General features: G+C 68.2%; 19 protein-coding genes. 8 read left to right on the top strand and 11 right to left on the bottom strand.

Features of this window, described 5'->3' with window-relative positions; all coding sequences use genetic code 11:
• Positions 1-2: 2 nt before the first annotated feature.
• The gene (gene rfbC / locus ACSHZY_RS10975; protein WP_435169041.1) at positions 3-551 is read left to right on the top strand and encodes a dTDP-4-dehydrorhamnose 3,5-epimerase; all 549 of its coding nucleotides are present in this window, start codon (positions 3-5) and stop codon (positions 549-551) included.
• A complete protein-coding gene (locus tag ACSHZY_RS10970; protein ID WP_435169039.1) occupies positions 551-1846 on the top strand; it encodes an NAD(P)H-dependent oxidoreductase in 1296 nt (431 codons plus the stop codon). The genes rfbC and ACSHZY_RS10970 overlap by 1 nt, the downstream gene beginning before the upstream one ends.
• A gap of 475 nt (positions 1847-2321) precedes the next feature.
• On the opposite strand, the gene ACSHZY_RS10965 is transcribed toward ACSHZY_RS10970, so the two are convergent.
• On the bottom strand, positions 2322-6242 hold the full coding sequence (locus ACSHZY_RS10965; RefSeq protein ID WP_435169037.1) for a Hint domain-containing protein: 3921 nt from the start codon (positions 6240-6242) through the stop codon (positions 2322-2324).
• A 640-nt stretch (positions 6243-6882) separates the two neighbouring features.
• Between ACSHZY_RS10965 and ACSHZY_RS10960 the strand changes: the two genes are divergently transcribed.
• A complete protein-coding gene (locus ACSHZY_RS10960) occupies positions 6883-7812 on the top strand; it encodes a DMT family transporter (protein WP_435169035.1) in 930 nt (309 codons plus the stop codon).
• Here ACSHZY_RS10960 and ACSHZY_RS10955 read toward each other — a convergent pair.
• Positions 7781-8743 carry an AraC family transcriptional regulator gene (locus ACSHZY_RS10955; protein WP_435169033.1) on the bottom strand — a complete coding sequence of 321 codons (963 nt, stop codon included), beginning with the start codon at positions 8741-8743 and terminating at the stop codon, positions 7781-7783. The two genes, ACSHZY_RS10960 and ACSHZY_RS10955, sit on opposite strands and share 32 nt — an antisense overlap.
• A gap of 102 nt (positions 8744-8845) precedes the next feature.
• Between ACSHZY_RS10955 and ACSHZY_RS10950 the strand changes: the two genes are divergently transcribed.
• Positions 8846-10042: an MFS transporter gene (locus ACSHZY_RS10950; RefSeq protein ID WP_435169031.1), complete on the top strand. Its 1197-nt coding sequence runs from the start codon at positions 8846-8848 to the stop codon at positions 10040-10042.
• Between the two features lie 308 nt (positions 10043-10350).
• Here the strand turns inward: ACSHZY_RS10950 and ACSHZY_RS10945 are convergent, their stop codons facing one another.
• Positions 10351-10707 (bottom strand): hypothetical protein, encoded by a 357-nt coding sequence (locus tag ACSHZY_RS10945; RefSeq protein WP_435169029.1) that lies wholly within the window; start codon positions 10705-10707, stop codon positions 10351-10353.
• Positions 10708-11324: 617 nt separating this feature from the next.
• Between ACSHZY_RS10945 and ACSHZY_RS10940 the strand changes: the two genes are divergently transcribed.
• Entirely contained in the window at positions 11325-11561 is a 237-nt protein-coding gene (locus ACSHZY_RS10940; protein ID WP_435169027.1) for a DUF2934 domain-containing protein, read from the top strand.
• A 38-nt stretch (positions 11562-11599) separates the two neighbouring features.
• Here ACSHZY_RS10940 and ACSHZY_RS10935 read toward each other — a convergent pair whose 3' ends face one another.
• Genes ACSHZY_RS10935 through ACSHZY_RS10920 form a run of 4 tightly spaced genes read right to left on the bottom strand, consistent with a single transcriptional unit; the run spans position 11600 to position 16794 of the window.
• Positions 11600-12733 carry a glycosyltransferase gene (locus tag ACSHZY_RS10935; RefSeq protein ID WP_435169025.1) on the bottom strand — a complete coding sequence of 378 codons (1134 nt, stop codon included), beginning with the start codon at positions 12731-12733 and terminating at the stop codon, positions 11600-11602.
• Complete coding sequence (locus ACSHZY_RS10930) at positions 12733-13689, bottom strand: glycosyltransferase family 2 protein (RefSeq protein ID WP_435169023.1); 957 nt, start codon at positions 13687-13689, stop codon at positions 12733-12735. Before ACSHZY_RS10930 ends, ACSHZY_RS10935 begins: the two co-directional genes overlap by 1 nt.
• 7 nt (positions 13690-13696) lie before the next feature.
• On the bottom strand, positions 13697-14836 hold the full coding sequence (locus tag ACSHZY_RS10925; protein ID WP_435169021.1) for a hypothetical protein: 1140 nt from the start codon (positions 14834-14836) through the stop codon (positions 13697-13699).
• Complete coding sequence (locus tag ACSHZY_RS10920; protein ID WP_435169020.1) at positions 14833-16794, bottom strand: HAD-IIB family hydrolase; 1962 nt, start codon at positions 16792-16794, stop codon at positions 14833-14835. The genes ACSHZY_RS10925 and ACSHZY_RS10920 overlap by 4 nt, the downstream gene beginning before the upstream one ends.
• Positions 16795-16972: 178 nt before the next feature.
• On the opposite strand from ACSHZY_RS10920, the gene proP reads away from it, so the two are divergent.
• Positions 16973-18505: a glycine betaine/L-proline transporter ProP gene (proP, locus tag ACSHZY_RS10915; RefSeq protein WP_435169018.1), complete on the top strand. Its 1533-nt coding sequence runs from the start codon at positions 16973-16975 to the stop codon at positions 18503-18505.
• Between the two features lie 26 nt (positions 18506-18531).
• On the opposite strand, the gene ACSHZY_RS10910 is transcribed toward proP, so the two are convergent.
• Positions 18532-19266, bottom strand: coding sequence for a siderophore-interacting protein (locus ACSHZY_RS10910; RefSeq protein ID WP_435169016.1), 735 nt, complete (start codon positions 19264-19266; stop codon positions 18532-18534).
• Positions 19267-19494: 228 nt separating this feature from the next.
• A complete protein-coding gene (locus ACSHZY_RS10905) occupies positions 19495-20388 on the bottom strand; it encodes an MBL fold metallo-hydrolase (RefSeq protein WP_435169015.1) in 894 nt (297 codons plus the stop codon).
• Between the two features lie 115 nt (positions 20389-20503).
• Here ACSHZY_RS10905 and ACSHZY_RS10900 point away from each other — a divergent pair, with 115 nt between their 5' ends.
• Both ACSHZY_RS10900 and ACSHZY_RS10895 read left to right on the top strand, forming a co-directional pair.
• On the top strand, positions 20504-20629 hold the full coding sequence (locus ACSHZY_RS10900) for a hypothetical protein (protein ID WP_435169013.1): 126 nt from the start codon (positions 20504-20506) through the stop codon (positions 20627-20629).
• Complete coding sequence (locus tag ACSHZY_RS10895; protein WP_435169011.1) at positions 20626-22428, top strand: glycoside hydrolase family 15 protein; 1803 nt, start codon at positions 20626-20628, stop codon at positions 22426-22428. Before ACSHZY_RS10900 ends, ACSHZY_RS10895 begins: the two co-directional genes overlap by 4 nt.
• 27 nt (positions 22429-22455) lie before the next feature.
• Here ACSHZY_RS10895 and ACSHZY_RS10890 read toward each other — a convergent pair whose 3' ends face one another.
• Together ACSHZY_RS10890 and ACSHZY_RS10885 are read right to left on the bottom strand one after the other, a co-directional pair.
• Entirely contained in the window at positions 22456-23313 is an 858-nt protein-coding gene (locus tag ACSHZY_RS10890) for an amidohydrolase family protein (protein WP_435169009.1), read from the bottom strand.
• A 6-nt stretch (positions 23314-23319) separates the two neighbouring features.
• Positions 23320-24456, bottom strand: coding sequence for a mandelate racemase/muconate lactonizing enzyme family protein (locus tag ACSHZY_RS10885; protein ID WP_435169007.1), 1137 nt, complete (start codon positions 24454-24456; stop codon positions 23320-23322).
• Position 24457 lies beyond the last annotated feature (1 nt).

Raw genomic sequence — 24457 nt, 5'->3', positions numbered from 1 at the left:
TGATGCGCTTTCTTCCGACCACCCTTGCCGGCGCGTGTCTGATCGAGCCCGAGCACCGGGGGGACTCCCGCGGCCATTTCGCCCGCACCTTCTGCGACGCCGAATTCGGGGCCGCCGGCCTTGAAACACGCTTTCCGCAGCAGAACTCCTCGTTCAACCACGCGGCCGGGACCCTGCGCGGAATGCACTTCCAGAACGCCCCCGCAGCCGAGGTGAAGGTGGTAAGATGCACGCGCGGGGCCATCCGCGACATCATCATCGACCTGCGTCCGGACTCGGTCAGCTACCTGAAATGGGAAGCTTTCGAACTGACCGAGGAGAACGACCGCCAGCTTTACGTGCCCAAGGGGTTCGCCCATGGCTACATCACCCTGACAGACCAAAGCGCCGTCAGTTATCTTGTTTCGACACCTTACACCCCTGCGGCGGAAGGCGGCGTGCGCTGGAACGACCCCGCCTTCGGCATTGACTGGGGGATGGAGGTCCGGCAGATCTCCGACAAGGACGCAAACTGGCCCGACTATCGGCCGCACGAGGGAGGGCTTCTCTGATGCTGATCGTGGACACGGCGCTTGCGGCGCGCGCAGAGGCGGGAAATCCGGTTCGTTTCGGCATGATCGGGGCGGGCTACATGGCCCGCGGCATCGCGAACCAGGTGCTGAAATACATGCCCGGCATGCATCTGGCGGCCATCTGCAACCGCACCCTGCCGGCGGCCATCGCGATCTACGAAGATTGCGGCGTTCCCCGGGACCGGATCGTCGAAGTGCACACCGCGAGCGAGCTGGAAGACGCGCTTCGGGCCGGCCGGTATGCCGTGACCTCCGACCCCGCTGTGCTGTGCGAGGCCCCGAGCCTCGAAGCGCTGGTCGAGGCGACGGGTCACGTCGAACACGGCGCACAGGTGACGATGCAGGCCATCGCGGGCGGCAAGCACATGGTGCTGATGAACGCCGAACTCGATGCGACCGTCGGGCCGCTGCTGCGACAGAAGGCGGACGCCGCCGGGGTCATCCTCAGCGGCTGCGACGGCGATCAGCCCGGGGTGCAGCTGAACCTTCTGCGCTTCGTGCAAAGCATCGGCCTGATCCCCCGGGTGTGCGGCAACATCAAGGGCCTGCAGGACCGGTATCGCACCCCCGCGACGCAGGCCGCCTATGCCAAGCAGTGGGGCCAGACCCCGCACATGGTGACGAGCTTCGCCGACGGCACCAAGATCTCGTTCGAGCAGGCCATCGTCGCCAACGCCACTGGAATGCAGGTGGCGCAGCGCGGCATGATCGGGATGGAACATCGCGGCCCGGTGGACGAGATGACGGGCATGTACGATCTGGACCGGCTACGGGAACTGGGCGGCGTCGTGGATTACGTCGTCGGCGGGCTGCCCTCACCCGGCGTCTACGTCTTCGCCGAGGCGCAGGACAAGGTGCAGGCCCATTACCTGAACTATGGAAAGCTGGGCGAAGGGCCGCTTTACAGCTTCTACGTCCCGTATCACCTGATGATCTTCGAGGTTCCGCTGTCCGTCGCACGCGTGGTGCTGTTCGGCGACCGCGTCATCGCGCCGAAGGCCGGGCCGGTGGTCGATGTGGTGGCGGCCGCGAAGTGCGATCTGGACGAAGGCACCGTGCTGGACGGGCTGGGCGGCTTCCTGACCTATGGGCTGTGCGAAAACTACCCCGTGTCCCGCGCCCAGAACCTGCTGCCGATGGGCATTGCCGCCGGGGCCAAGTTGCGCCGTCGGGTGCCCAAGGACCAGGTGCTGACCTATGACGACGTGGAGCTTCCGGCAGGAAGCCTCGCCTGCAGCCTTCGGGCCGAACAGGACCAGGTATTCCAACCTTGAACATCAGGGGGCGGCGCAGTCACGCGTCGCCCCCTGATCTTCGTCCCGCCAACCACGGATCATTCCGGAAGTCGTAGATACCGGCGCAAGACGTTTCGCTCTCCTCCCCGAAAGCGGCACAATTCGAACCCGAAACGGCTCCTCGCCGCCGAGGATGATGACGGCCCATCCTGTCCCACCCACGGCCCTTGGAACAGGAACAAGCCGCTTTCTTCGAACAACGATGCCACGGCCCTCACCGATCTCACAGTCGGCGACGTGAGGAGACAAGGCCTCCGGCGTCTTGAGGACGCTCTCCGTCTTAGCCGACAAGTCCCATCCGTGGGAACTCCGTGAAGCATCCCCGTGGAAGCCAGATCATGATCTGTGGCTGGCTTTTCGTACGGCCCAAGCCCCGAAGCTTGACATCCCCCCCACGCGAAACGCGCGGACCATTCGGCCCGCGCGTTCCTGTCGTGTTTGGCCGTGTGTTGTTTTACCAGCTCATGGCGCGGGCCTCGAAGGCCTTGAGGACGCGGCGGGCGGTGCGGCCGTAGGTTTCGGGCATGGCGCGCAGGTCGGGGAAGATCGCGAACAGCTCCTCGCGGGCCTCCTCGCACAGGCCGCCCAGGCCGTAGCTGGCCGGGTGGTAGCTTTCCGTCGCCGCCCCGTTGGCAAACACCACCTCATGCTGGTCGAACAGCATGTGGATGTAGGTGACGGCCTCCGCCTCCTCCACCGTCACGTATTTGCCGTCCACCAGGTGCTTGGCCGAGGCCAGCACCTCGCGCTCGCCGAACAGCAGCTCGGCCCGGTAGCCTTCGATCAGCATCCGGTGCTGCGGGGACACCAGCATGTCGGCCGTCAGGTCCGGCAGCGCGCCCTTGCGCAGGCGGATCGGCGCGAAGGTGCCCGTGCCCGCCACGACCGAGGTGCCGATCCAGCGGATGGGCTGCAGACCGCTGTCGCGGGTCACGACCATGTCGCCGGCCTTCAGCGTCTCGATCGCGCGCAGCCCGCCCAGGGTGCGGATCATCGTGCCGGGGGTGAAGCAGATGATCTGCTCGATCCCGGTGTAATTGATGATCGTCCCGTCCGAGAGCGTGATCGTGCCCGCGCCGGCCACCGTGCCGGGCGCATTCCGCCAGCCGGTGTTCGCGCTCAGGTCCAGGATGTCGGACCCGTTCTCGCCCTGGCCGCCGCCCGTGACCGTGATCGTGTTGTCGGGCGTGCCCGGGTCGCTGGACGGGTTGTCGACCGCGTTGTCCAGCACGAAGGTGTCGTTGCCGCCGCCCGCGCTGGCCAGATCGCCCCGGCCAAAAATGAGACGGTTGTTGCCGTCCCCGGCGGTCAGCGTGTCCACGCCCGCGCCGCCCGACAGGGTGTCGTCCCCGTCGCCGCCATCCAGGCTGTCGTTCCCGTCCCCCCCGATAAGGGAGTCCGAGCCCGCGCCGCCCGTCAGCGTGTTGGCGCCGGCGCTGCCCGTCAGCGTGTCGTTGCCGGCCGAACCGGTCAGGTTCTCGAACCCGCTGATGACATCGCCCGCCGCGTCCCCGCCCGAGGCCGCAGCCGTGCCGAGGTTCACGTTCACCCCGGCCGTGGACCCGGCATAGGACAGCGTGTCGGTGCCGATCCCGCCGGCCAGCGTGTCCGCGCCCGCGCCGCCCGTCACCGTGTCGTTGCCGGTGCCGGCGTCGACATTGTCGGCCCCCGCGCCGGCGCTGACCACGTCGTTGCCGTCGCCCGCCGTGATGACGTTGGCCGCCCCGTCGCCCGTCAGCGTGTCCGACCCGGCCGAGCCGGCCAGGTTCTCGAACCCGCTGATGACATCGCCGTCCGCGTCCCCGCCCGAGGCGGTGTTCGCGGCCAGATCCACCGCCACGCCCGCCGTCGATCCGGCATAGGACAGCGTGTCGGTGCCCGCGCCGCCCGCCAGCGTGTCGGCGCCCGCGCCACCCGTGACGGAGTCGTCGCCCGCGCCGGCGTCGACGCTGTCGGCCCCCGCACCCGCGACGATCACGTCGGCGCCGTCACCGGCCGTGATGGTGTTGGCGTTGCCGTCGCCCGTGAGCGTGTCCGCGCCGGCCGAACCCGTCACGTTCTCGAACCCGCTGACGACGTCGCCCGCCGCGTCCCCGCCCGACACCACGTTCGTGGCCAGGTTCACGCTGACCCCTTCGGCCGATCCGGCATAGGACAGCGTGTCGGTGCCGACGCCGCCGGCCAGCGTGTCCGCGCCCGCGCCGCCCGTGACGGTGTCGTTGCCCGTGCCCGCGTCCACGTTGTCGGCGCCCGCGCCCGCGTCGATCACGTCGGCGCCGTCACCGCCCGCGATCGTGTTGGCGTTCGTGTCGCCCGTCAGCGTGTCGGCACCCGCCGAACCCGTGACGTTCTCGAAGTTGCTGATGACGTCGCCCGCCGCGTCCCCGCCCGAAGCGGTGTTCGTGGCCAGGTTCACCGCCACGCCCGCCGCCGACCCGGCATAGGAGAGGGTGTCGATGTCCGCGCCGCCGTCCAGCGTGTCCGCACCCGCACCGCCCACCACGGTGTCGTTGCCCAGGCCCGCGCTGACGCTGTCGGCACCCGCACCCGCATCGATCAGGTCAGCGCCCGCGCCGCCCACGATCACGTTGGCCCCCGTGCTGCCCGTCAGCGTGTCCGCGCCTTCCGAACCCGTGACGTTCTCGAAGTTGCTGATGACGTCGCCCGTCGCGTCCCCGCCCGACACCACGCCGGAGCCGAGGTTCACCGCCACGCCCGCCGTCGATCCGGCATAGGACAGCGTATCGGTATCCGCGCCACCGTCCAGCGTGTCCGCGCCCGTACCGCCGACGACCGTGTCGTTGCCGGCCCCGGCATCCACGCTGTCCGCACCCGCACCCGCGTCGATCAGATCGGCGCCCGCCGCGCCCACGATCACGTTGGCCGCCGTGCTGCCCGTCAGCGTGTCCGCGCCTTCCGAACCCGTGACGTTCTCGAAGTTGCTGATGACGTCGCCCGTCGCGTCCCCGCCCGAAGCGGTGTTCGTGGCCAGGTTTACTGCCACACCGGCCGCGCTGTCGCTGTAATCCAGCGTATCGATGTCCGCGCCACCGTCCAGCGTGTCGGCACCCGCGCCGCCGCGCACCGTGTCGTTGCCGACCCCGCCCGCGATGGAATCGTTGCCCGCCGCGCCCAGAAGGCTGTCGGCCCCGGCGTCGCCCGTGATCGTGTCGCTGTCCGCGCCCCCGTCGATCAGGTCGTTGCCGTCACCGCCCGAGATGACGTCCGCATCCGCGCCCGTGAAGGTGTTGCCCGCCCGGTCGCCATAGATCGTGTCGTTGCCCGCGCCGCCATACAGGCTGTCGCCACCGCCCAGGCCCGAAATGACGTCGTCGCCCGCGGCACCATAGAAGACGTTCGTGTAGTAGTCCGCCGTCGTCCCGACCGCGTCGAAGCCGACCATGGTGTCGTTGAAGCCGGTGCCAATCGCCCCGTCGATGCCCGAGATGACGTCGCCGGTCGCATCGCCGCCCGACAGGGTGTTTGTGCTCAGGTTGATCTGCAGCGCCGCCCCCGACGCGGCATAGTCCACAAGGTCAATTCCGTTGTTGCCGACCATCGTGTCCGCACCGGCCCCGCCTGTCAGCGTGTCATCGCCCACACCGCCAATCAGCGAATCGTTGCCCGTGCTGCCCGACAGCAAGTCGTTGCCCGCACCCCCGTCCAGGGTGTCCGCACTGGCCGAACCCGTCAGCGTGTCATTGAACCCCGACCCGATCACGACCTCGAACCCGCTCAGGACATCGTTCGAGGTGTTCGTGCCCGCCGTCAGGTTGACCCCCACGGCCGCAGTGGCCGCTGCATAGGTGAGCGTGTCGATCCCCGCACCGCCCGCAAGCGTGTCCGCACCCGCACCACCCGAAACGGTGTCGTTCCCGTCACCGGCGTTGATGGAGTCGTCCCCCGCCCCGCCGCTGATGACGTTCGCCACTTCGTCGCCCGTCAGGGTGTCGTTGTAAGCGGAACCCGTGATATTCTCGAACCCGCCAAGGGCGTCGCCTGCGGCTTCGCCGCCGGACCCCGTGGTGATGGTCGTGGTGGAGAGAGTGACGTTCACCCCCGCGGATGAATCGGCATAGCTGACCGTGTCAGTGCCCACACCGCCATAAAGCGAGTCCGCGCCCACACCGCCCGTGATCGTGTCGTTGCCGTCAAAGCCGAAGATGGCATCGTTGCCGGCCCCGCCCGAAAGGCTGTCCGCACCCGTTCCGGTCTGGGCAGGCGTGCCTTGGATAGCATCGGCCGCAGGTCCGCCATAGATGATGTCGTTCGCCGCCGTGCCGGCAAGCGTGTCACCGGCGGTTGTGCCGTAAATGTTGCTGGTGGTGCCGGTGTAGGTGGAAACGAGTGGCAGAAGGCTGAGGTTCGTGCCCAAAATGGCATTGGGGTTGGTCGCAACGAAATATGTGAGACCGTCCGTGCCGAGTACAAATCGCCCAGGGATCGGGAGCGCGATTCCTACGGAAGAAACAGAACCCGTGCCAATCTCCGCCGCTTCAACGAAAGGCGGGCTTGCGACAATTGGTTGAAGTGACAGCACACCGACCGAGTCGGCAGCCAGACCAAGAAAACCGGAAGGTCCGTTAACACCATTCGTGCCTGTGAAGACCCGAAGACCCGTCGTGATCGTATCGCCAACTGCCATCTGCTCGTCCCTTTGCCAAGATGAAGCGCGGAAACCGCCCGCGCAATGCAACCTGAGGGAAGGGTTATTATAACCCATGGTTGAGTCAAACTTGATTAATCAAACTTTAACGACCCGCGGACGAAAAACGCCGATCACCCCATGGTTGTGGCCGGAAAGCCTCATCCTGAAGTTGAGTTTGATTAAACTTTAAGCTGATAAGTCTGTTACAAAACCGTGGAACGCCCGGTTTGGGCGAAGATCAGGCACATTGCCCCACCGCCTGCCTCAGGATTCAACCTGTTTCCGAAACCCGTGGCCCCACGTCGCGCTGGCCCTCACTTGTCATATGAGTGATGAAGGACGCGAACATCAGCGAAAGGCCCACGACATGGCAAACGCCGCCCCGCTTCCGGACGCTCCGGCACGCAGTGCCTTTGGCTACGGCCTCCTCTGGATGGGGCTGAGCATGGCATCCTTCATCGCCATGTCCGTCGGATCGCGCGAACTGGCCGCCACGCTGTCCATCCGGCAGGTGCTGTTCTTCCGGGCGCTGGTGGGGCTGGTCGTCATCCTCGCCGTCGGCCGCGCCATTTGGCCCGAAATCCGGCAGATGGCGCAGCTGCGGCTGCACCTGCTGCGCAACATCGTCCACTTCACCGCGCAGTATTTCTGGACGGTGGGGATCGTGCTCCTGCCCCTCGCCTCGGTCTTCGCGCTGGAATTCACCATGCCGATCTGGGTGGCGCTGTTCGCCTGGCTGATGCTGGGCGAACGCCTCAGCCGCCGCCGCGTCGCCGCCACCATCGGCGGTTTTCTGGGCGTGCTGGTGATCGTCCGGCCGGGCGTCGGGATGATCGATCCCGCCGCAGGCCTCGTTCTGGTCGCCGCGGCCGGCTACGGCCTGTCGCTGATTCTGGTGAAACGCCTGACGGGTCACGCCTCACCGGGGGCGATCGTGGTGTGGATGATCCTGATCCAGCTTCCCCTTGGCCTGATCGCCGCCCTGACCGACTGGCGCCCCGTTCACCTGACGGACGTGCCTTGGATGGTGCTGGCGGGCGTGGGGGCCTTGGCCGCCCATTACGGTCAGGCGCAGGCGCTGAAGCGGCTGGAAGCCTCGGTCGTGATCCCCATCGACTTCCTGCGCGTGCCCCTCGCCGCCGTCACCGGCTTCTATTTGTATGGCGAGGCGATCGACATCTGGGTCTTCCTTGGCGGCGGCATCATCCTTTTGTCGAACCTTCAGGCCGTTCTGGCCGAACGCCGCCAAAAGGCCCGCGCCACCCCTAGCGCGCACCCCCCGGCGGATGCCCCATGACCCGCTTGAACGCCCGGCTGAACGCGGCCTGGGAACCGTAGCCCAGCCGATGGGCCGCCGCCTCGATCGCCACCCCTTCGCGCCCGATCCACTGCGCGGCCAGACGCATCCGCAGGTCCGTGACGTATCCCAGCGGCGTCGTCCCCGTCACCGCCAGAAACCGTTCCGCAAAGACCGAGCGTGAGGCCCCCATCTCCTCGGCCAGCGCGGCCACCGTCCACGCCCGCCCCGGATCGCGGTGGATCGCCAGCAGCACGCGGCCCAGCCGGGGATCGCGCAACGCCTCCACCCAACCCGCGGCGCTGCCGCACCCGCTTTCCACCCACCCCCGCACGATAGAGGCCGCGACCACGTCCGCCAGCCGCGCCAGGATCCCCGCAAAGCCCGCACGCTCGGTTCGCGCTTCCCGCTCCATCGCCTCAAGGATGGGCAGGATCTCGGGCTGGCGTTCGGACAGCATGCTCAGCTGCATCACCTCGGGCATCATGGCGACCAGCGGATGCATCGTGCCCAGTTCGAAATCCATGCACCCGCTGAAGATGATGGTGTCGGCGGTGCGGCAGGTGCCGTCGGGGCAGCTCGACACCGCCTCCACCGTGGTGCAGATGGGGGCGGCGGGGAAATGGCCCAGATCCTGCACGTCCGCGCCGTCGCCCGACAGCAGCGCATGGGCGTCGCCCCGGGGCAGGAACACCGCGTCGCCGCATTCGATCCGCCGCTGCGCGCCGCCCAGCCGAAGGATCGCGCTGCCCTGCGCCACGAAATGCAGCTGCGCCTTGCCGGGCACGCCGCCGAACCCGACGCCGAAGGGCTGCGCCAGCCGCAGGCGCCGATACGCGATCCCGTTCAGCCGCATCCCCAGCAGCAGCTCGCTCATGACATCCTCGGTGGCGGCCGGGGCAAGGGGGTGCAGGGGAAGATGATCAAGCATTCCGGACGTCCGATCAACAAACTCACGCCGAAGCCCATAGCACGTCCGGCCCCCGCCGGATAGATCTGGAAACAACCTCCCCCTGCACGAAAGGACTGCCCGATGCACGGACAGATCGCCCCTCCCATCTCCGGCCCGCCCGTGGTGGCCCGCTGGCCCGCCGTCTACGCCGTCAGCTTCGGCGTGTTCGGCCTGATCGCGGCCGAGTTCCTGCCGATGAGCCTGCTGACCCCCATGGCCACCGATCTTCAGGTCAGCGAAGGCATGGCCGGTCAGGCCGTGACGGCCACCGCCGTGGTCGCGCTGTTCACAGGCCTGCTGATCGCCACCCTGACCCGCGGCATCGACCGCCGCCACGTCCTTCTGGGCTTTTCGGTCCTGCTGATCCTGTCCAACCTGCTGGTCGCGCTGTCGGGCAGCTTTGCCCTGCTTCTGGTGGGCCGCCTGCTTCTGGGCGTGGCCATCGGCGGCTTCTGGACGATGTCCGCCGCCATCGCGATGCGGCTGGTGCCGTCCGATCAGGTGCCCAAGGCCCTGTCGATGATCTTTGCCGGCGTGTCGCTGGCCACCGTGGTCGCCGCCCCCCTGGGCAGCTGGCTCGGCGCGATCCTGGGGTGGAGGGAGGTGTATCTCGGCGCCGCCCTCTTCGGCGCCCTCGGCCTTCTGGCGCAATGGGCGACGCTTCCGGCCATGGCCTCCACCAGCGCGGCCAGCCTGCGCACCCTGTTCGCCGTGCTGCTGCGTCCGGGCGTCTGGCAGGGCATCACCTGCGTGGCCCTCGTCTTCACCGGCCATTTCGCGCTGTTCACCTTCATCCGCCCGTTCCTCGAGGTGTCTCTGGCCGCAGGCGTCACGGCGGTGACCGTGTTCCTGCTGGGCTTCGGCGTCGCCAACTTCGTGGGCACGCTTCTGGCCGGACCGCTTCTGAAGCGCAGCCTCGGCTTCACGCTGATGGCCATGCCGCTCCTTGCGGGGGCCAGCGCCCTTGCCCTTTCGGGCCTGAACAGCGCCTCGCCGCTCAGCCTTCTGCTGGTGTCACTGTGGGGTCTGGCCTTTGGGGCCGTGCCGGTCGCTTGGACGACGTGGAACACCCGCGTGGCCCCGGATGAACCTGAAAGCGCCGGCGGCCTGATCGTCGCCGCGATCCAGTTCGCCATCGCGGCAGGTGCCGGCACCGGTGGCCTCGTGTTCGAAAGCGCAGGCTCCTCCGGCGTCTACACCTATGGCGGCGCGGTCCTTGTCCTCGCCAGCGCCCTGATCGCCCTTAGCGTGAAGGCCCCGAACCGCGTCCCGGCCTAAGGCCGAACGGGTGGCGGGTCGGGACGCCCCGCTACCCTGCCCCTACAAAGCGGTCACGGCGCGACATCCCACCAAGAACCGCCACCGACACCGCGAACCGGCGCGTCCATCCCCCCGGTCGCGTCGTGAAGCAACTGCACCATCCCCGGCAGGGCTGTGGCCGTGCCCGAATCCCGTGTCCGCAGGGAAAACAGTGCAAGGCTCGTGACCATCGAAAAGCCCGCGCCGCCTGCGGCGCAATCCACCCGTCCCGATCACCAGCAGCCTGCCGCAGGTCAGCCCGACCAGCTTCTGATCCCGCACGCGCCCTAGAACCGCCCCGGTGCCAACTTCGCCACCTCCTTATAGACCAGCAGGTGATACCCCGCCGTCGCCGCCGGCACCCCGCGCGCCAGCCCACAGGTCGCATACCAATTCACGACGGAATAGAAGACCAGCGAATGCGCGGCAAAGAACAGCGTGATCGACCCCGCCAGCGGCTGCCGCCACAGCAACGGCTCCGAACGTGCCGCCCACAGCACGGGCGTCACCGCATCGCGCGCATAAGCCCGCCGCAACACCAGCGCCACAGGCCCCGGCGCCGCCCAGACCCCAAGCGCCCGTCGCCCGTCCAGCCCCGGCAGCCGCGCGTTCGGAACGGCCAGCCCCGTGGCACGGCTTGCCACCCCCTCCATTGCTGCGGCAGTGAAGCCAATCGCGCGCGGCGCGCGGTCGGGAACGATGGCTTCACATATCGCGGCAAAAGGACATGGCCAAAGGCGATCCCCACGCCCAGCACGATCGTCCCGATCCAAGGGGCATCGCCCCCCCCCGCTGACCCGCACAAGCACCCCGCCCGCATTGGCTACAGTGCCGTCTTCTAGTACGGGTCCAAGCCCGTGCCGCCGCCTTGCCAGCGACAAGAGGGCGAACAGGATCAGCGCCCTTGTTCCCTCCAGCCCAGGATCCGCCATGATGTCCCGCAGCACCGGACCCACGCCGGAAATCGGCGCGCGAAGGTTCGCGTCCAGCAGGACGATGGTGAGGAAAGGCCCCGTCTTGCCAGCGACGTCAAGGATTCGGGAAACAGTCCGCGCAACCGTGCATCTGACAACCACGGAAAACCCGTGGCCGTTCAGAAAGCGAGGGTTGACGTCAACGCTTACGCAAGGGCCGCGCGGCCCATGTCCGCCCGGCGGCATACGCCCCTTCCGCCCGCCATCAACGGGGACGCAGCACGCATACGTGTCGGAACATCGCCCGACGCCACGGGTTTCTCTTTCCCAACCAGACGGAGGATGACATGGACAACGATGACAACATCCGGACACGGGCGCACCAGCTGTGGGAACAGGAAGGCCAGCCCGAGGGCCGGCACGAGGAACACTGGAACCGCGCCAAGGAGGAACTGGACGTTCCCGTGCAATCCGGCGAGGTCGGCGGCATGCTGGGCGGACAAACCCGCGACGCCGCGCCCGAGGTGAACGCCGGCAGCGTGTCCGGTCAGGCGGACCCCGCCCCCTCGAAACCCGAAAGCTGACCGGAACGGCCCCCGCCCTCCGCGGCGCGGGCCACCGATCACTTCTGAAAAACAGGGGTGGAGCGCAAGGCCGGCAGCTCGATCTCGGGGAAGGTCACGGGACCCAAGGGCGCCGCGAGCCCCGCCTGCGCCTTGGCGTACAAACCCTCGTAACGGTCGATCATCCGGTCGCGCGTGAACAGCGCTTCCACCCGCTGGCGCGGAACGCGGCGCGGAATGGTCAGCGCCTCGCGGATCGCCGCGTCGAACCCTGCCGGATCATCTGGGGCCGCGTAACGTCCTGCCTCGCCCGCGATTTCGCGCACGGCGCCCATCTCCAGCGCCGCCACCGGCAAGCCGCAGGCCATCGCCTCCACCGCCGCAAGGCCGAAGGGTTCGTCCCACAACGGCGTGAACAGCAGGACCGAGGCGCGCCCCAGCTCCGCCGCCAGTTCGCGCGGGCCCAGATGCCCGCCATGCCGGACCAGATCGCCCAGATGGGGCCGGATCTCCGCGTCGAAATACTCCACATCCTCGATCACGCCATACAGCGTCAACGGAAGCCCCAGCCGCAGCGCCGCCTGCACCGCCAGATGCGGCCCCTTGGTGCGCGCGATCCGTCCGGCCCAAACCGCACTGCCATCCCCCGCGGCCACGAAGGGCCACTGCGCCACATCGATCCCGTTATGCGCCACATGCGCGGCGGCGGGCGGCACTTCCGGCCACCAACTCTCCAACTGCTTGGCCGAAGTGACGGTGAACAGCGACCACGGCGCCGCACTTTCCCGCACCGCCCTATGGATCGCGTCGAAGGGCGGAATGTGCAGAGAGGTCACGGTCGGCACCCGGTGCACCCGCGCCAGCCGTGGCGGATACCGGTGAAGCGAGTTGTTGTGGACCACATCGAACCCGCCCTCCAGCAACGCCCGCGCCGCGTCGGCAAAGCCCGCATCCAGATAATCGTGCAGCACCCGCGTTTCCACATACTCGCTCCACGGATAGCGGCGGTCGTAATGTTCGGGCAGGATCGGGTGGATGCGGAAGGCGGGATCGCTGTCGCCGGCGGCGAACAGCGTCACGTCGTGCCCGCGCGCCATCAGCCCCTGCACCAGCGCCCAGGAATGCGCCTCCATCCCGCCCATGAACGGCTGGGCGATCGGGTGCCGGACATGCGAGACGACGGCGATCCGCATCATTCCGCCGCGATGGCCGGTTGCAGCAGCGCCTTCTGCCCCGCATCGTCAGCCGCCGCCTTCTCCTCCTTCAGCCGCCGGATGACGCTGGCCGTGTTGGCGTAAGGCATGTGCGCGTGCTGGCGGGTATAGGCGATGTCGCCTTCCTCCGCCTCCCGCAGGATGCGGATGCGCGGGCCCGAATTGTCGATCAGCCCCATCAGCATGAAGGCATAAAGCCAATGCTCCATCGTCCGATATCCCCATTTCTGCGCGAACAGTTCGGAATTGCGGACCACGCTGTGCAGGTGATGCACGGGGGGCATGTGATGGGGGTGATACTGGTGATGCACCTTCGCGCCACGGATCCAGCCGATCGCCTCGCCCGCCATGGACAGGGTCTTGCCGAAATCCGTATCCTCGCCGCCATAGCCGGTGAAGCGTTCGTCGAACCCGCCCACGCGGTGGAAGATCGCCGCCGGCAGAGCGAAGTTCAGCGACCAGAAGCAGCGGTAATCCGTGCAGATCTCCACCCCCTCGGCCGGCGGGCCCTGACGGTCGGAATGGCGCACGGCCACCGCATCGAAATCGGCGCTTTGCCAGCCTGGGGCGACGGCGCCGCCCGGCAGATACATCACCTCCCCCATCATCAGCCCGTCGAAACCGGCCGCCAGGTAATCCTCCACCAGCGTGGGCGTCGGGATGCAGTCCACGTCCAGAAAGATCAGCAACTCCCCCGTGGCGGCCTTGGCGGCCACGTTGCGCGCCCGCGCCAGCGGCAGCTCCGCCCCCGTCACGGCGATCTGGCGGACAGGGAAGGGCACGGACGGCAGGTCGGCATAAGGCGCCTCCTGCATGTGGGCGATGATCAGTTCTGCCGGAAGCACCGTTTGGCGGGACAGGCCGATCATCACGTTGTGCAGATGCTCGCCGCGGCCCGAGGCGATGGTGAGGACGGAAGCCGAAGAAAGAGTCATGGAAACCTCAGGATGCGGAAGAAAGCGGAATGATGTTGCCCGTGCGGGCGGGCCAAAGACGGTCGATCAGCCCTTCCACCCAGGCGGCGGCCAAGGGGGCGGCGTCCGTCCCCGCCAGCGCGGCCTGACGGGCCGGATCGTGACGGTCCAGAACCCCGGCCATCGCCCGGCCCCAGGCATGGGCCGAAGACGGCAGATGGGGCAGGTGGAGCGCCACGCCCGCCGCGTCCAGCGCGCGGGCCTTCATCACCTGTTCGTCGAAATAGCGCCATTCGGGCACCGCGATCCACGGCTTGCCCGCCGCAAGGATCTGCTGGCACGTCGTGTTGCCGGTGGAGGCGACGATCACATCCGCCGCCGCGACGTGATCCGCCACCCCGTCCACCCAGCCCTCATGCCTCAGGTTCGACGGCTCGGTCGCGTGCCAGTCCCGCTCCACATGCCCTACGGTGATCCATTGCGCGTCAGGCATGGTCCGGGCGCCCACGCCGATCGGGGCCTGCGCAAAGCCGTTGCCGCCTTTGCCCCACAACACCAGCACCACGCGCCGGTCCGGGTCCAGCGACAAGCGCGCCCGCGCCGCCGCCCGGTCCACGCGCGGCCCCGCAGGGCAGCCAAGGCCCGGCGCGAACATCATGCGCGCGCGCATCGTGTCGTCCCAATCGGGCTGTGCCAACGCTTCGTGGAACGGCGCCAGAAGCCCCGCCGCGCCGTCATAGGCCGCGCGATGCCCCGGATCGCCCCGGTCGCCATGCTGCACCACCTTCACATGCGGCACGGAACAGATGCGCGCCAGCTGCGCCACCTCGGCCGACACGTCGCAGATCATCAGCGCAGGGTTGACTTCGGCAAACCACCCCGCGATGCGCGCCATCGCCACCCGAATGCCCGGCCAGCCCAGCGGGGCGCAATGCAGCGTGGCAGGAGTGGACACCCAGTCCATGGTCGCAGGCTCCGCCCCCGTCGCCTCGAACAAGGACGGAATGCGCATCACGGTCACGCCGTCGCGCAGCGGCGGAAAGATGTCGTCGCGCGCGCAGAAGATCGTCACGGGCCGGTCGGCGGGCAGCGCGTTCACCAGCGCCGCGCAGCGTTCGGCGTGCCCCCGCCCCTGATGATGAACGAAATAACCGATGGGGGCTGTCATGCGATCCGCTCCAATCCTTCCAGCACCCCGCGGGCAAAGGGATGCGCCGCGCGCAAAAGTCCCTTGCGCGGCTTCAGGTTTGCCAGTTCCGCGCTGGCATTCCCCACAACGATCGCGGACCCGCACCGGTCCAGCATGTCGAAATCGTTGCCGCTGTCCCCGGCCGCGATGCAGTCCGCCAGCCCCAGCCCCAAGCCCGCCGCCACCGCCGCGATGGCGTTGGCCTTTCCGGCAGCGGGGGGCAGGATGTCGATCAGCCGGTCATGCGAATGCACGACCTGCGCCGCCAGCCCGGCCTGCGCCAAGTCCAGACGCACGCCAGCCGCCATTCCGGCATCCCCGAACAGGCTGATCTTGTGGCGCTTCTGATCGACATCCCCTTGCCATTCGGGATGCAAACCCGCCACGACGCGATGAACGGCCGCCCGGTCCCAACTTGCGCCGACATGCCGGTCATAGTCCGCGCACAAGAACAGCCCGCCCTCCCCCCACCGAAAGATCTCCGTCCCGACCGAGGTGATGAACACCTCCGGTTCCGGCAGCTCCCATTGCCGCAGCACCGCCCGCGCCTCGGGCAGGGAACGTCCCGTCGCCACGATGAAGGGCAGATCCGCCGCGTCCGTCCAGCGGGCAAAGGCGCGGGCCGACGGGGCGCAGCCTGTCAGCGTGTTGTCGATGTCGCAGGCCAGAAGCCGCCGGGCCACCCGACGCGGCGGACGGAGGACCTTCCGCCGCAGACCGGCATACAGCCGCACGCTTTCCGCGGCATAACGGTCCCAGTCGTACCGCCCGATCCCCGCCATCCCGTTGGCCGAGGCTTTGTCCCATTCGGCCGCATCCCCGATCAACGACCGGCAGGCGGCGGCGATCGCCATTTCGCGCGTCGGCTCCACCAGAAGGCCGTTTCCCAGATCCTCCAGGATCGCCGAAGGCCCCCCGTGCCGCGTGGCCACCACCGGCAGGCCGGCCTGCGCGGCTTCCAGCAAAGTCAAACCGAACGGCTCGAACAAGGCAGGGTTCACGAAAACGCCGCGCGTCTGCGCCGCCAACCGGTACAGCGCGCCCACATCATGCGTGTTATGGGCCGGGGGCAGCGCGAACCGCCCCTCCAACCCGGCCCCGTCCGCACGCAGGCCGTCCAGAACCGCCCGCGCATCCGCATCCGCCGTCGCGTGCTGCCCCGCCAGGATGACAAGGTTCGCCATCCCCCGCAGCACCGGATCGGCAGCATAGGCCCGCACCAGCGCGCCCAGGTTCTTCTTCGCCACGGGGCGGGCAATAGCCAGGATCATCGGCTTTTCCGGCTTGTCCAGCCATCCCGTCAGCAGCCGCCGCGCCGCACCCGTATCCTCGGCCGCAGCACCGACGCCCGGCCCGATGCGGTGGGTCCGCGTGATCGCCGTTGCGTCGTAGGCTGGCACCTGCCGTTCCGCCTCGTCCCGGCTGGACACAACGATCGCGTCGGCGCAGCCGATGATGCGCCGCTCGGCCGCGACGCGCCGCGCGTCCGTCGCTCCGTCGATCTTGTCCAGCGCCAGCGAATGCGGAGTGTAGACGACGGGGATCCCGAACAGCCCACCGACGGCCAGCGCCACCTCGGCCGCGTCGGCGAAATGGGCGTGCAGGATGTCGGGGCGCGGGCCCTGCCGCAGTCGTTCGGCAAGCGCGTCGCGCAGAACCGCCACCTCGCCCCACAAGGCGCCCTTGGTCAGATAGCGCAGATCCCGCGTCCGCAGGCGCAAGATCCGGGCCTTGGCGCACAGCCGCTCCTCCTCGCGCAGATAGTCGGAACCGAAATCCCCGAAGGCACGGGTGACCACGTCCACCCGCGTCACCTCCGGCCTGGCCGCCTGGCGCGTCGCGGCACCCAGAACATAGGCGATGTGCCCGCCCGTATCCTCGGACAAACCGTATTGAACGGGCGGCGCCTTCAGGCAGCCACCCAGAGCTATGTGCATGATGTGCATGATATTCCGTCTGTACGCGCCCCCCAATGCGCAGGATCATCATCCAGTTCCGAACATTCCCCATTCACGCCTCTTGCCGTTTCCGGCTGGATAAAGCGTGCCGCCGGACGATATGGTGGGGCCCCCCGCATGTTCGGCATCAAGACCGGCACAACCAAAGGACACATGCATGACACCCCCCGCACGTTCACCCGCCGCCCCCGATCCCCTAGGCATCGACGACATCACCGTCATCGACCCCGCGACCCTGAAGAAAAGCGTGACGGCGGCGGCGCTTGGCAACGCGATGGAATGGTTCGACTTTGGCGTCTACGGCTTCGTCGCCTACGCGCTCGGCCAGGTCTTCTTCCCCTCCGCTTCCCCCGCCGTCCAGACGATCGCCGCGCTTGGCACGTTCTCCGTGCCCTTTCTCGTCCGCCCGCTGGGCGGCGTGGTGTTCGGCATCATCGGGGACCGGCTGGGGCGGCAGAAGGTGCTGTCGCTGACCATCGTCATCATGGCCGTCAGCACATTCTGCATCGGTCTCATCCCCTCCTTCGCCACGATCGGGATCTGGGCGCCGATCCTTCTGCTGCTGTGCAAGCTGGCGCAAGGCTTTTCCGTGGGGGGCGAATACACCGGCGCCGCCATCTTCGTGGCCGAATACGCCCCCGACCGGCGACGCGGCTTTCTGGGAAGCTGGCTCGACTTCGGGTCCATCATCGGCTTCGTCACGGGGGCGGGCCTTGTCGTCCTGCTGCAATCCCTGCTGGGGGAACACAGCTTCCTCGACTGGGGCTGGCGCATTCCCTTCTTCGTGGCGGGCCCCCTCGGCCTGCTCGGCCTCTACCTCCGCCACGCGGTGGAGGAAACGCCCGCCTTCACCCAGCACCTTGAAAACATGGAAAAAGGCGATCAGGGCGCGGTGCAGGACCATCCCACCGTGTCCATCTTGGAAATCGCCCGCACCTATCGCAAGGCGCTTCTGGTCTGCGTGGGCATGGTGCTGGTCACCAACGTCACCTACTACATGCTGCTGACCTACATGCCGACCTACCTGTCCAGCAACCTCGGCTATTCGCAGCAGAACGGGGTCATGATCATCATCGCCGTGATGATCGGCATGCTGTTCGTCCAGCCCGTGGTCGGCTTTCTCAGCGACAAGATCGGCCGACGGCCGTTCCTGATCGCGGGCAGCCTCGGCCTCGTGGTGATGGCTTTTCCGTCCTTCACGCTGATCGGCAGCGACAGCCCGGCCCGGATCTTCCTCGGCCTGCTGATCCTCGCGGTGATCCTGAACTGCTTCACGGGCGTCATGGCCTCCACCCTGCCCGCGCTGTTCCCCACCCGCATCCGCTACAGCGCGCTGGCCAGCTCGTTCAACGTGGCGATCATCGTCGCGGGCCTGACGCCCACCGTCGCGGCCCTTCTGGTCGAACGGACGGACAACCTCATGGTCCCCGCCTACTACCTGATGGTGGCGGCCTTGATCGGCCTTCTCACAGCCGTGTTCCTGCCGGAAACCGCCAACCGCCCCCTGCGCGGCGACACGCCCAACGCGTCCAGCCCGCAGGAAGCCGCCGTGCTGCTTCAGGAAACCTACGACCGCATCGAACAACGGGTGGAGGATGTGGACGCCGACATCCTGAAGCTGGAGGGGGAACTGGACGCCCTGCGCCGGAAACGCGAACGCCTGGTCGGCCAGCACCCCGAACTGGACTGACCCAAAGGGGGGCGGTCTTCCGCCCCCTACAAGTCCTTCACCGCGGAATCCGCCACGCCGCGCAGCCAGTAACCCGCCGCCGACGTCCATTCGCGCGGCATCCCGCGTTCCACCAGCCGGTCGCGCAGCATGCGCGCCACCCCCGCCTCCGCCGCGATCCAGGCAAAGGTCCGGTCCGGCAGCGTCAGGGCTTCCAGGGCCGCCATAAGCGGCTCCGGCTGGTGCGCCTCCTCGGCCTCCCGGTGCACCCAATGCATCGACAGCGCCGCCGCCGTGTCGAACACCTGTTCATCCGCCGCCGAGGGCACGGCCACGATCGCCGTGATCGCGCAGCCCGCCGGCGCCTCCTCGATCTTGCGGCCGATGGCGGGCAAGGCCGTCTCGTCCCCGATCAGAAGCCAGTGGGCGATCGGCCCGTCGATGACCTTGGACCCGCGCGGCCCGCCGATCGTCAGGCTGTCGCCCGCAACCGCCACCCGCGCCCAATCCGCCGCCGGCCCGCCCGGATGATCCACCACATCCACGATCAGGCTGTCGGGACCAAAGCGCCGGGGGGTGTAGTCGCGCATCACCTCGCCCCCCTCCTGCGGGATGAACAGCTTGATGTGATCATCGAACCCCGCACTGACGAACCCTTCCAAATCCGGACCCGCCAGCGTCAGGCGGATCATGTGGGGCGTCAGCCGCTCCGTCCGGGCGATGGTCAGGGTGCGGCGGCGGGTGTCGTGGCGGATGCGGTCGATCCGGGGCGGTTCGGTCATGGTCGTGTCCTTCCTCTTGCGGCGCCCGCGGGGCCAGAGGGAGGAAGACCTTCGCAGATGCACCGCCCGCCGGCCCCAAAGGCCCCGACGGTGCAGGGGCCGGGCGCGTCAGCCTCCACGCTACCCCCCGAACGCAGTCTTGCCAAGACGGCGCCCGATCGATGACCGCCCTTGCCAGAAACACCGGACCTGTCTCCTGAACGCCTTCCCCCGCGCGCGTAATCGCGATCAGAACAGGTTCGCCGGCAGCTTGAAGAAGCTCTGCCCGTTGCTTTCCGCGGCCGGCAGCTTGCCGCCCCGCAGGTTCACCTGCAACGCGTGCAGCATCCGGCGCGGCAGCTTCAGCGTCGCATCCCGCGCCTTGCGCCGGGCGATGAACGCGTCGCGCGACACGCCGCCGCCCAGATGCGTGTTCGACGCCCGCTGCTCGGCCACCGTGCTTTCCCAGGACGGCTCCGTCCGGTCCGCCGCGCCGTAATCATGCCCGATGAACAGGCGCGTCGCGTCCGGAAGCGCCAGGATCGCCATCAGGCTGTCATGCAGCGCCGCCGCCGACCCGCCGGGGAAATCCGCACGCGAGGTGCCGCTGTCGGGCTGCATGAACGTGTCGTGCACAAAGGCCGCATCCCCGATCACGAAGCTGATCGACCCCAGCGTGTGGCCCGGCGACAGCATCACCCGCACGTCCAGATCCCCCAGCCGGAACGTTTCGCCATCCTCCAGCAGCCGGTCGAAATCCGCGTCGGGATCGAACATCCCCGGCGCGTTGTAGAACCCTTCCCACAGCGCCGCGATCTCGCGCACCTTGGCACCCGACCACAGCGGCGCGCCCGTCCGCCCCCGCAGCCAGTCCCCCGCCGACAGATGATCCGCATGGGGATGCGTGTCCAGGATCAGCCGCAGATCCGCCCCATGCGCCTCCACCAGCCCCAAGGCCCATTCGGCCGACGCGGCCGAGGTGCGGCACGCCACCGGATCGAAATCCAGCACGATGTCGATCAGCGCGGCCGCCCGCGTCGCCGGGTCGATCACCAGATACTGGCAGGATCCGGTTTCGGGATCGTGAAAGCCCACCACCTCGGGCGATCCCTTCCCTGTCGAAGGACTGATCCTTGTCAGCATGGCACGCTCCTGTGTTCGCCTTGGCCAAGGTATTTCCCGTTCCGCCCGCCTTGGCAAGTCGTGGGGAACCGCAGCCCCCACGCTCCGTTTGTGCCCTGACAGATGGAGAATGAAGATGACCGAACACGACCCCCGCGATCCGTTGTGCCCCACGCCCCTTTGGCGCAGCGCGCTGCAACGCGGGGCGTTCATCCTCGTCGGCTCGGGCCTTCTCTTCGCCTACGGGGCCTTCGCGCATTGACCTTCCGCCACCGCGACAAGGACGGATTCGCCCCGCTTCACGCCTACGCCGCCCTTGGCGAAGGCCGCTCCATCGCCCTCTCGGCCGCCGACGGCTCCATCGACTGGTGGTGCGTGCCCAACATGGACAGCCCACCCCTCTTCGACCGCCTCATGACGGGCGACATGCCGCTTCCGGACGGCACCTTCGGCGGCTATTTCGTGATCCGCCCGGAAGAAGACTACCAGACCACCCAAAGCTACCGCCCCCACAGCAACGTCCTCGACACCCGCTTCACCACCGCCACGGGTGAGGCTGTTCTTTCGGAATCGCTCAACAGCGGCTCCGCCGGCCGCCTGCCCTGGTGCGAACTCGCCCGCCGGATCGAGGTGACGCGCGGCACCATGCGCTTCCGGCTGGACATGCGCCTTGGCCATCAGGCGGGCCAGCGCAGCCCCTACCTGTCACGCGGCGGCGATCACCAGCTGTTCCACGTGGGCGACGTGCTCGGCATGCTCCTCCACGATTCCGACACCGTCTCCCTTCTGGCCGAGGATGACCGCATCCACGGCACCTTCGAACTGGCCGAAGGCCAGCGCCAGACCTTCGCCATCATCGCCGGCGAAGGCGAACCGCTGGTCGTGCCGAAACTTTCCGCCATCGACCGGCGCATCGACGTGTCGGACAAGGAATGGCGGGACTGGGCCGCCATCTTCGACGAAGGCGACGACCTTTCCAGCTACATGCTGCGCCAGGCGCTGGTGCTGAAACTGCTGCTCTACTCCCCCTCGGGGGCCATCGCCGCGGCGGCCACCACCTCGCTGCCCGAACGCATCGGCGGCGACAAGAACTACGACTACCGCTTCGCCTGGGTGCGCGACGCCGGCTACACGATCATCTCCTTCCTCGACCTCGGCGCCGAGGCCGAGGCGAAGGCCGCGCTCACCTGGCTCCTGAACCAGCTCGCGAACCACGGCTCCCGCGTATGCTTCGCGCTGGACGGCGGGGTGGACGACACGGTCCTGCCCCTGCCTTTGCCCGGCTACCGCCACAGCCAGCCCGTCCTGCGCGGCAACATCGCCGCCCGCCAGCACCAGCACGGCACCTATGGCGACATCTTCGAAACCGTCGCCTCCTTTGTCGGGCGCGGCAACATCATCGACGCCCGCAGCGCCGAGGTCCTGTCCCATCTGGCCGACGAATGCACCGACCACTGGCGTCAGCCCGACAGCGGTATCTGGGAACTGCCCGAGGTGCAGCAATACACGATGTCGAAGATCGCCTGCTGGCAGGCCCTCAGCCGCGCGGTGGAACTGGCCGATGCGGGCCACCTTCCCACCACCTGCCGCGACCGCTGGGACCGCGAACGCGCCCGCATCGCCGAGTTCATCGAAACGCAGTGCTGGAACGAAAAGATCGGCGCCTACACCATGTATCCCGGCACGGACCGCCTCGACGCCTCTGTCGCGCTCGCCGTGCGCTTCAGCTTTGACGGGAACGACAAGCTGGAACGCACGCTGGACGCGATCGACCGCAAGCTTGGCGCAGGCCCCTTCCATTATCGCTATTCGGGGGCCGAGAAGGAGGAAGGCTGCTTCCTCGCCTGTTCCTTCTGGATGGTGGACGCCCGCAACCGGCTGGGGCAGGTGGACCGTGCGCACAAGGCCTTCGACGACCTGCGCGCCGGGCTAGGCCGCGGCACCGGCATCCTGCCCGAGATGGTGGACCCCAAGGACGGCTCATGGCTCGGCAACATGCCGCAGGGCTTGACCCACCTCGCCGCCCTGCAAGCGGCGGCCGGTTTGCGCCGCAAGGAATGACGGAAGGCCCGCACAGGGCCTTCCCCTTCACATCGGCGGGAAGCCGAACAGCGCCTCGGGCGTCGTCACCAGCACCTGCCGCCGCGCCGCGTCGGAAGGCAACCACGACAGCACCGTGTCCGTCAGCGCCCGGTCGTCCGGATAATCCGCCGTGGTCTTCGCCAGATTGTGCGGCCAGTTCGTGCCCCAGATGATCCGGTCCGGCGCATGGGCCGCGATCTCCCGCGCCACCTCCGCCACATCCGCATAATCCGGCCCGCCCGACTTGCTGGATTCGTACACGCCCGCAAACTTGAACCAGCAGTTCCCCCGGTCGATCAGCCGCTTCACGGCATCAACCTGCGCACGCCCCGCCCCGGCAAAGAACTTGCCGTGGTGGTCCAGGATCCAGCGGCTTTGCACCTTCGCCAGACGGTTTTCATGGTCCAGGATATGGCTGCCGTCGAACTGCACGGCCATCACCCAGCCCGCATCCGCCGCCCGCGCGTCCACGCCTTCCAGCCCCGATAGGCCAAGCGCCCCGCCCGGCAGATCCATGATCCGCGCGCCCACGACGCCCGCCTCCGCCAGCCGCGCGATCTCCGCCTCTGCCGTGTCGGGATGGATCACCGCCACCCCCCGCGCCACATCCCCCATCGCCGCCAGACAGGCGACAAGGTTCGCATTGTCCGACTGATGCGCGTTCCCCTGCGTGATCACCACGCGGTCGATCCCGATCCACCGCATGAACTCGCGATACTGGTCCGGACCCGGCAAGGCGCCGGGCGGCAGCGGCGGCCCGCCCGCCTGCGCGTCAAAGCCTGGCAGATACATGTGCATCTGCGTGTCGATGGTCCCTTTGGGCAGGACGGTCGCCGGCTTTTTGCCGGTCAGGGTGCGGATCATGTCCATTCAGTCCTCTTTCGGAGCGTATTCGCGAAGCGCGTCGCGGTTGATCTCGATCCCCAGTCCCGGCGCGTCGGGAATGGAAACCACGCCGTTCACATGGTCGATCGGCGTCGCAACGATCGCCTGCCGGAACGGGTTGTGGGTGCGGTCGAATTCCAGGATCGGCTCGATCGGGCTGTTCCGCACCGGCGAAGGCACCATCGCCGCCATGAACTGCAGGGCCGCCGCGATGTGCACCGCCGTGCCCCACACATGCGGCACCACCCGCACGCCGTGTAAGGCCGCCAGATCCGCGATCCGTCGCGCTTCGGTGAACCCGCCGCATCCGGCCAGGTCCGGCTGAATGATGTCCACGGCCCGCGTCTCGATCGGCTCGCGGTGGCCCCAGCGGGTGTGCCACGTCTCGCCCCCCGCGACCGGGATCGGCTGACGCGCCCGCACCTCGCGATAGGCGGCCAGCTGCTCCGGCACCACCGGCTCCTCGAACCAGTCGATGCCGAACTCGGCGGCACGCTGCCCGACACGCACCGCCTCGATCGCGTCATAGCCGTGGTTCGCGTCGATCATCAGGCGCATGTCCGGCCCGATGGCATCGCGCACGGCGGCGATGACGCGCAGGTCCTCCTCCACCCCGAAGCCGATCTTCACCTTGCAGGCGTGGAAGCCCGCATCGCGATGACCGGCCATCTCGGCGGCGTTGTCCTCCACCCGGTCCACGCCGTCGCGCTTGAAGCTGCCGGTGGCATAAGCCCGCACGGACTCGCGGAAGCGTCCGCCCAGCAGCACCGACACCGGCACGCCGAACCGCTTGCCCTTGATGTCCCACAGCGCCATGTCGATCCCCGACAGCGCCGTGATCGTCAGCCCGCGCTGCCCCTGATCGCGCAGCGCGTTGTACAGCGTCGCCCAGATCTTTTCCGTTTCCAGCGGGTCCTGCCCCACCAGCCACTGGGCATAGGTGGCCACGACGGCCGCGTTCGGGCGCGCGGGGCCAAGGCATTCGCCCCAGCCCACGGTCCCGTCATCGCATTCGATCTCCACCAGCACATGCACGCGCCGGTCGAACCGCATGGAGGCGCTTTCGAACGCGACCTCCAGACGGTGATCCAGAAGATGCGTCCGAACCTTCGCGATCTTCATG

The sequence above is a fragment of the Falsirhodobacter sp. 1013 genome (genome assembly GCF_051195255.1).
Classification (GTDB): domain Bacteria; phylum Pseudomonadota; class Alphaproteobacteria; order Rhodobacterales; family Rhodobacteraceae; genus Falsirhodobacter.
This window is presented reverse-complemented; position numbering and strand designations above follow the sequence as displayed.

Bases quoted from the DNA above. Each gene is read 5' to 3' on its own strand.
- ACSHZY_RS10960 (WP_435169035.1), top strand. From the start codon at position 6,883: ATGGCAAACGCCGCCCCGCTTCCGGACGCTCCGGCACGCAGTGCCTTT.
- ACSHZY_RS10940 (WP_435169027.1), top strand. From the start codon at position 11,325: ATGGACAACGATGACAACATCCGGACACGGGCGCACCAGCTGTGGGAA.
- ACSHZY_RS10950 (WP_435169031.1), top strand. From the start codon at position 8,846: ATGCACGGACAGATCGCCCCTCCCATCTCCGGCCCGCCCGTGGTGGCC.
- proP (WP_435169018.1), top strand. From the start codon at position 16,973: ATGACACCCCCCGCACGTTCACCCGCCGCCCCCGATCCCCTAGGCATC.
- ACSHZY_RS10905 (WP_435169015.1), bottom strand. From the start codon at position 20,388: ATGCTGACAAGGATCAGTCCTTCGACAGGGAAGGGATCGCCCGAGGTG.
- ACSHZY_RS10970 (WP_435169039.1), top strand. From the start codon at position 551: ATGCTGATCGTGGACACGGCGCTTGCGGCGCGCGCAGAGGCGGGAAAT.
- ACSHZY_RS10920 (WP_435169020.1), bottom strand. From the start codon at position 16,794: ATGCACATAGCTCTGGGTGGCTGCCTGAAGGCGCCGCCCGTTCAATAC.
- ACSHZY_RS10930 (WP_435169023.1), bottom strand. From the start codon at position 13,689: ATGACTCTTTCTTCGGCTTCCGTCCTCACCATCGCCTCGGGCCGCGGC.
- ACSHZY_RS10955 (WP_435169033.1), bottom strand. From the start codon at position 8,743: ATGCTTGATCATCTTCCCCTGCACCCCCTTGCCCCGGCCGCCACCGAG.
- ACSHZY_RS10910 (WP_435169016.1), bottom strand. From the start codon at position 19,266: ATGACCGAACCGCCCCGGATCGACCGCATCCGCCACGACACCCGCCGC.
- ACSHZY_RS10885 (WP_435169007.1), bottom strand. From the start codon at position 24,456: ATGAAGATCGCGAAGGTTCGGACGCATCTTCTGGATCACCGTCTGGAG.
- ACSHZY_RS10925 (WP_435169021.1), bottom strand. From the start codon at position 14,836: ATGACAGCCCCCATCGGTTATTTCGTTCATCATCAGGGGCGGGGGCAC.
- rfbC (WP_435169041.1), top strand. From the start codon at position 3: ATGCGCTTTCTTCCGACCACCCTTGCCGGCGCGTGTCTGATCGAGCCC.
- ACSHZY_RS10900 (WP_435169013.1), top strand. From the start codon at position 20,504: ATGACCGAACACGACCCCCGCGATCCGTTGTGCCCCACGCCCCTTTGG.
- ACSHZY_RS10890 (WP_435169009.1), bottom strand. From the start codon at position 23,313: ATGATCCGCACCCTGACCGGCAAAAAGCCGGCGACCGTCCTGCCCAAA.
- ACSHZY_RS10935 (WP_435169025.1), bottom strand. From the start codon at position 12,733: ATGCGGATCGCCGTCGTCTCGCATGTCCGGCACCCGATCGCCCAGCCG.